Here is a 6,349-nt window from a genome sequence, read left to right on the forward strand (position 1 = left end):
TCTGGGGGGGGGGCCGCGGCGGCCGCGCGGCCCCGCCGAGCTCGCCCGGTGTCGTCGCCCGGTGCCGTCCACCGGGCCCGGAGGTCAGCTGCCGGGCGTGTAGGTCACCGCGAGCGAACCGATCGACTGGCCGGCCGTGAAGAAGGTCGTGCCGAGGTTGCTGTCGAGGTACTGCGCGGCGGCGGCGTCCACCTTGAGGCTGGTGGTGTTGAGCGTCTGGGCGGTGCCGCTGCGGCCGACCGAGACCCGGCCCGCCGGGTCCAGCAGGGCCACCGGGGCGGTCGCGCCGTCCGGCACGGCGAAGAACTTGCCCTTGTTGATCACGAGGTCGAGCTGCTTGAAGACCACGGTCTTGCCCGTGTCGAGGTTGACGAACAGCAGGTCGCCGCCGAACTGGATGTCACCGTTGAACGACGGGATGTTCGCGACGCCACCCGAGACCGGGAAGGTCGTGGTGAGGCCCGTGGTGTCGCTGTAGGCGGGGGTCGCCGGCGGCAGCGGGACGATCACGATGCCGTTGTCGACGGCGCTCTGAACGAACGTCAGGTCAGACGTGACGAGGGCCTGCCCGGTGGGCGGCGTGCTCGTGACCGTGGTGTCGGCCGCCGCCGCGCCGCTCAGGCCGGTCACGGCGAGGACGACGGCGGCACCGGTGGCGGCGAGCCGGACACGGGTTCTTGACATGGTGAACTCCTTGGGAGAGGTGGGTTCCACTGATGGGGAGCGGAGCCGGAGTCCTGCGCATGGTCCCGTTCCTCCTCATCAGGACCGGCGGCCACGGGCGCGAAGCCCGTGGCCGCCGGGTGGTGCGGGGTGGGTCAGGAGTGGATGGAGCTGCCGCAGTCGAAGCCCTGCAGCGGCAGGAAGCCGTAGCTCTGCAGGACGCTCGCACCGGCGCTGCTGCAGATGAAGCCACCGTTGCCGAAGATGTTCTGCAGCGCGGCGGCGTGCGCGTCCGTGCCGGTCCACTCGGCGTCACGGATGACGTTGTAGACCACGCGGGCGTAGGAGGAAGCCGCGAAGGCGTCGCTGATCTTCTTGTTCGGGACGTCGACCGGCGCGATGCCGTCGACCGAACGGATGGTCAGCGGGCCCTGGACGTCGGAGCCGCTGCCCTGGTTGAAGTACACCTGGCCGATGTAGTGGGCCACGGAGTAGGGGACCACGGCGTCGAGGTCGGCGAGGGCCGGGTCGCTGCCCTGGTTCTCCTGGGTGCCCTGGATGACGCAGGCACCGGGGGTGACCGAGGTGCCGCTGCCGATCGCCTTCAGGAAGAAGGCCCGGGTGCCGGAGTCCTTCTGCGGCAGGAACGGCTTGATGGTCGCGTTGGTCAGCGTGGGGTCGATCTGGGTCCAGTTGGTGACGTTGCAGGTGTAGATGTCCTTGAGGTTCTGCGTCGTCAGGTTCGCCGGGGCGTGGCCGTTGCTCGGGGCCGCCCAGGACACCGCGTCCTTGGCCATCGCGACGAAGTCGTCGGTCGCCGGGTCGCCGGTCGGGCCGCTGACCGGGCCGCGCGAGGAGCGGGCGAAGTCGAGGGTCGCGCTGGTGGTCGCGTTCAGCGCGTTGATGCCGGCGCCGGAGCCGTTCGGGCGGGTGATCGTGCTGGCACCGGTCTTGGGGGTGATCGGCGAGGAGCCGGTCGCGTCCCAGCTGTACAGCCGCGGCGCGGTCGGGTCCGTCAGCGTGGCGTTGTAGGACGTGGAGAGCTGGTTCAGCACGGCCTGGGTGGTGTCCGAACCGGCCCCCACGATGTCCTGGGCAGCCGGGGTGACGGTCGGGTCGGCGAGGGCGGAGCCGCTGGCGATGGTGACCAGCGAGGTCGCCAGGGCGGCGGCGGTGAGCAGCTTGGCAGCGGTCTTACGCATGTTCCTCTTCCTCCGGTAGGAGAGCCGTACATCGCGTGAACATCCGTACTCCCGAGGGGAGTTCGGGGCCGGTGGCCGCGTCCGCTGCGGCCCGTCCGGCAGTGCTGATCCTGTCCGGCGGGGCGGTTCCGCCGGAAGGGTGGTCGAGACCTCCGTGAGAATGTCGATTCGTCGGTACGGCGAGGTTTAGCGACTGGTCAGCCCGGACGCGGCCCTGCCGGAACGGGCAGCTCGGAGGGCGTGGACGTTCTTCTCCCGGTGGCGGCTCGGGGGTTTTCCGGAAACCTGTGCTTCACCGGGACAGCACGGACGGACGGCGCGCTACAGCGACCAGAGGCCGTCCGGCCCCGATCGCCGCAACTCCTGCCCCACCCACTGCAGTCCGGCCAGGAAGCCCTCGATGCCCGCCTGGCACTGGTCGCGCCGCAGGTACCCGCGCGCGCTGCGCGCGACCGGAACGGAATCGGCCGCCCCCGGCCGGGTGGTGCGCACCGGCAGGTAAGCGGCCCAGGCCCACTCGCGCCCCTCGGACTGTCCGACGGAGCACCGCAGCGCCGCTCTCTCGATCAGCAGTTCCCGCACCGCGTCGGCGAGTTCGTCCTCGCTGCGGTACGTCCGGACGCCCACGCCGAGGGGCCGCCCGTTGGCCGCGCGCAGCGCCCAGCCGATGCAGTGGTCGGCCGCCGGCACGACGAGCAGCCGGGGTCCGCGCCGCTCAGCGGCCATCGGGGCGTCTCAACGAGACGGTCCGCTCGGGCAGTTCGCGCGCCGGCTGCTTGGCGAGCAGCACGACGAAGCGGCGGAACGCGTTCTGGCAGGTGGCGTACCGCTCGTAGGCCCGGCTGGAGCGCACCTCGGGGAGGCTTCGGGAGCCCGGGACGACCCAGATCCATCCGATGCCGTCCCGGACGTGGGTGATGCGCGCGGTGAGTTCGGCGGCGCCGGCCCGCATCCCGTCGAAGCCGCGCTCGGCCTCGCCGGCCGTGTCGAACGCGGCCGCGGTGATGGCGACCACCCGTCCGTTCGGTGCCTTGAGCTGCCAGCGGTAGCGCCCGTCCGGCCCCCGCTCGGTGCGGAACCCCCCGCGACTCGCTGCTCCTGCTGCGGCGTGACCGCGGCCCGACGCGTCCACTGCTCCCCCGTCCGGTTCCCCTCCGAGACGGGAGCAAAGCTATGTGTGCACACGGACACGTCGGAAGGGGCGGGAGTCCACAACTTACGCCGTTGGCCCGGAAGTTCTCCCTCGTTCAGATTTCACAAATCCACCACCGGCCCTCCCCCTGCCGTCCAGGAAGTGCCGCCGCCCTCAGAGCCGGGACGTCCAGCGGACCCTCGTGCCCTTCCCGTACGGGCCGTTCTCGTGCCACGCGTCCCCGCCGAGGGCCTCGGCGCGGCGGGTGAGGTTGAGCAGTCCGCTGCGCCGCCCGCCCGTGGGCATGCCGATGCCGTCGTCGGTGACGGTGAGCAGCACGCCGGGCCGTCCGCCGCGGTCGAGAGACTCGGGGTCGCCGCCGACCGGGTGCCCGGTGTCGTCGAGGTGGACGGTGGCGTCGATCTCCACGCCGACCCGGGAGGCCCGGGCGTGGCGGGCGGTGTTGGAGAGCATCTCCCGCAGCGCGGCGAGCAGTTGGCGCCCGGTCTTGTCGCCGACGAGGCTCTCCACCGGCCCGACGAAGCTCACCGCGGGTTTGAAGCCGAGCGCCGCCGCGGCCTGGCTGGCCTCGCGCAGGACCCGGGTGCGCAGGGTGTCGGGGACGTCGCCGTGGCTGTCGTGCTGGAGGGCGTAGATGGTGGTGCGGACCTCCTGGATGGTGGCGTCGAGTTCGTCGACGGCCTTGCCGACGCCGTCCCGCACCTCGGGCACGACGGACCGGCGGGCGGCGCTCTCCAGGATCATCCCGGTGGCGAACAGCCGTTGGATCACGAGGTCGTGGAGGTCGCGGGCGATCCGGTCGCGGTCCTGGAAGACGGCGAGCCGCTGCTGGTCGCGCTGGCCCTCGGCGAGGCGCAGGGCGAGGGCGGCCTGCGAGGCGAAGGTCTCGGCGAGCTGCTTCTCGCTGTCGGTGAAGGGCAGCGCGCCGCGCGGGCGCCAGACGCAGAGCCCGCCGAGCACCCGGCCGGCGGCGACCATCGGCACGGCCATGGACGGGCCGAAGCTGCGGGCGAGCCGGATCACCACGGTCGGGTCGCTCGACATGTCGTCGAGGTACACGCTCTCGCCGGCGAGCAGCCGGGCGGCGAAGCTGTCCTTGGGCAGCAGCTCGCCGCGGACGAACTCGGCGGCCTCGCCGGACGCGTGGGCGACGCGCATCTGGCGGACGTCCTCGCCGTCGGCGGCGGTCGGCAGCAGGATCATTCCGAGCGAGGCGTCGGCCAGCTCCCGCACCTGCTCGGCCGCGACGGTCAGCGCGGCCTCGGCCTGGTCGGTGGAGAGCAGCGCGGTGGTGACGGCGGCGGCGCCCGCGATCCAGCGCTCGCGGCGCCGGCCCTCCTCGTACAGGCGGGAGTTCTCGATGGCGACGCCGGCCGCGGCGGCGAGCGCGTGCACCACCTGCTCGTCCTCGGGGGTGAAGGCGCCGCCGCCCTTCTTCTCGGTCAGGTAGAGGTTGCCGAACACCTCGTCGCGGACCCGGATCGGTTCGCCGAGGAAGGTCTTCATCTGCGGGTGGTGCGGCGGGAACCCGGAGGAGCGCGGGTCGCTGCCGAGGTCGGCCAGGCGCAGCGGTTCGGGGCGGTCGATGAGCGCGCCGAGGATGCCGCGGCCGGCGGGCAGTTCGCCGATCTCGGCGGCGGTCTCGTCGTCGATGCCGACGTGGATGAAGTCGGCCAGGCCGTGCCCGCCGGGGGCGATCACGCCGAGGGCCGCGTACCGGGCGTCGACGAGTTCGGCGGCGCCGGTGGCGATGCGGTGCAGGGTGGCGTGCAGGTCCAGTCCGGCGCCGATGGAGACGACGGCCTCCAGCAGCCGCTGCATCCGGTCGGTGACGGCGGCGGCCGACTGGAGGCGTTCGGCGACCTCGGTGACCAGGGTGTCCAGGCCGAGCGAGGCGATCTCGGGCACCCGGTGGGGGGTGGGTTCCGGGGCGGCGGCGGGGAGGTCCGGCGTGGGGTCCATGAAGATGAGCCTAGTTTGTACGGTTTTCATCCGAAGGATGGCGCGACCGAGCCGTCACCGGGCCACCAGCAGGCCGTCCGCCTCCCGCTCCCGCTGCCACATCGCGTGCAGCCGCCCGTCCGGGTCGGCGAGCAGCTCCGACCAGCGGCCTCGCTCGGCCACCCGGCCGCCGTCCAGCACCAGGACCTCGTCAACGGTGTCGTCGTCCAGCCCGGCCAGGCGGTGGGTGATCAGGACGGTGGTGCGGCCCGCGGTGGCGGCGAGCAGGTCGGCGGTGAGGGCGTCGGCGGTGGGCAGGTCGAGGTGTTCGGCGGGCTCGTCGAGGACGAGCACCGGGAAGTCGGCGAGCAGCGCCCGGGCGAGCGCGAGGCGCCGGCGCTGGCCGCCGGAGAGGCGGGCGCCGTGCTCGCCGACCATGGTGGCGAGGCCGTCCGGGAGGCCGTCCGTCCAGTCGAGCAGCCGGGCGGCGGCCAGGGCGGCGCGCAGGTCGTCCTCGCTCGCGCCCGGCCGGGCGAGGCGCAGGTTCTCCCGGAGCGAGCTGTCGAAGACGTGGGCGTCCTGGGCGCAGAGGCCGATCACGCGGCGGACGTCGTCGCCCGCGAGCGCCCGGCTGTCCACAGCCTGTGGACGACCGGCGGCGAAGGTGATGCCGCCCGCGCTCGGCTCCAGGAAGCGCAGCAGCGCCTGGGCGAGCGTGGTCTTGCCGGAGCCGGACGGGCCGACGACGGCGATCCGGCGCCCGGGGGCGAGGTCGAGGTCGACCCCGGCCAGGGCGTCCTCGGCCCGCCCGGGGTAGCGGACGGCCAGGCCCCGCACGGCGATCGGGAGCGGCTCGGCGGGCAGCGGCAGAGGCTCGGCCGACTCGGCGACCGCGGGCGGCGCGTCCAGCACCTCGTCCAGCCGGGCCCGCGCGGCGCGGCTGCGCTGGCGGGCCTGGACGGCGAGCGGCATCCCGGTGACGGCCTCGAACGCGGCGAGCGGGGTGAGCACGACGACGGCCAGGCAGACCGGCGCCAGCGCACCGGCGTGCACACCTCGCAGGCCGACGGCCGCGGCAGCGGTCACGGTGAGCCCGGCGAGCAGCGTGATCAGCCCGGTGCCGAGCGCCGTCGTGGCAGCCGAGCGGGCGGCCAGGCCGGTCAGCGCGGCGTCGGCGGTGCGGACGGCGGCGAGCCGGCCGGGCAGCGCGCCCGCGACGGTGAGCTCGGTGGTGCCGGAGAAGGCGTCGACGACGGTGGTGGTGAGCCGCCCGCGCGCCGGGGCCTGCCGCCGCTCGGCGCCGGCCGACCAGCGGGCGGCCAGCGCGGGCACCACCGCGCCCGCGAGCAGCAGGCCGACGCCGAGGACGACGCCGGCGGCGGGCAGGAAG

6 protein-coding genes are annotated in these 6,349 nt (G+C 74.0%); all 6 read right to left on the bottom strand.

What is annotated here, in order from left to right; genetic code table 11:
• Positions 1 to 84: 84 nt before the first annotated feature.
• A complete protein-coding gene (locus tag AB0O00_RS26495; protein ID WP_363655814.1) occupies positions 85 to 684 on the bottom strand; it encodes a hypothetical protein in 600 nt (199 codons plus the stop codon).
• 134 nt (positions 685 to 818) lie between these two features.
• Positions 819 to 1,865, bottom strand: a complete 1,047-nt coding sequence (locus AB0O00_RS26500) for a substrate-binding domain-containing protein (protein ID WP_363655816.1) — start codon at positions 1,863 to 1,865, stop codon at positions 819 to 821.
• 321 nt (positions 1,866 to 2,186) lie between these two features.
• Positions 2,187 to 2,591, bottom strand: coding sequence for a hypothetical protein (locus tag AB0O00_RS26505; RefSeq protein ID WP_363655818.1), 405 nt, complete (start codon positions 2,589 to 2,591; stop codon positions 2,187 to 2,189).
• Complete coding sequence (locus AB0O00_RS26510; protein WP_363655820.1) at positions 2,581 to 2,880, bottom strand: hypothetical protein; 300 nt, start codon at positions 2,878 to 2,880, stop codon at positions 2,581 to 2,583. The genes AB0O00_RS26505 and AB0O00_RS26510 overlap by 11 nt, the downstream gene beginning before the upstream one ends.
• A 291-nt stretch (positions 2,881 to 3,171) precedes the next feature.
• Positions 3,172 to 4,980, bottom strand: a complete 1,809-nt coding sequence (locus tag AB0O00_RS26515; RefSeq protein WP_363655822.1) for a GAF domain-containing protein — start codon at positions 4,978 to 4,980, stop codon at positions 3,172 to 3,174.
• A gap of 54 nt (positions 4,981 to 5,034) precedes the next feature.
• Positions 5,035 to 6,349 (bottom strand): thiol reductant ABC exporter subunit CydC (cydC, locus tag AB0O00_RS26520; protein WP_363655823.1); only part of this gene is annotated, 1,315 nt, incomplete at its 5' end.

This window comes from Kitasatospora sp. NPDC093558, assembly GCF_040683475.1.
In the GTDB taxonomy this organism is placed as follows: Bacteria; Actinomycetota; Actinomycetes; order Streptomycetales; family Streptomycetaceae; genus Kitasatospora.

What these genes read in the sequence shown, in the direction of transcription:
- AB0O00_RS26495 (WP_363655814.1), bottom strand. Translation starts at nt 684, where the DNA reads ATGTCAAGAACCCGTGTCCGGCTCGCCGCCACCGGTGCCGCCGTCGTC.
- AB0O00_RS26500 (WP_363655816.1), bottom strand. Translation starts at nt 1,865, where the DNA reads ATGCGTAAGACCGCTGCCAAGCTGCTCACCGCCGCCGCCCTGGCGACC.
- AB0O00_RS26505 (WP_363655818.1), bottom strand. Translation starts at nt 2,591, where the DNA reads ATGGCCGCTGAGCGGCGCGGACCCCGGCTGCTCGTCGTGCCGGCGGCC.
- AB0O00_RS26515 (WP_363655822.1), bottom strand. Translation starts at nt 4,980, where the DNA reads ATGGACCCCACGCCGGACCTCCCCGCCGCCGCCCCGGAACCCACCCCC.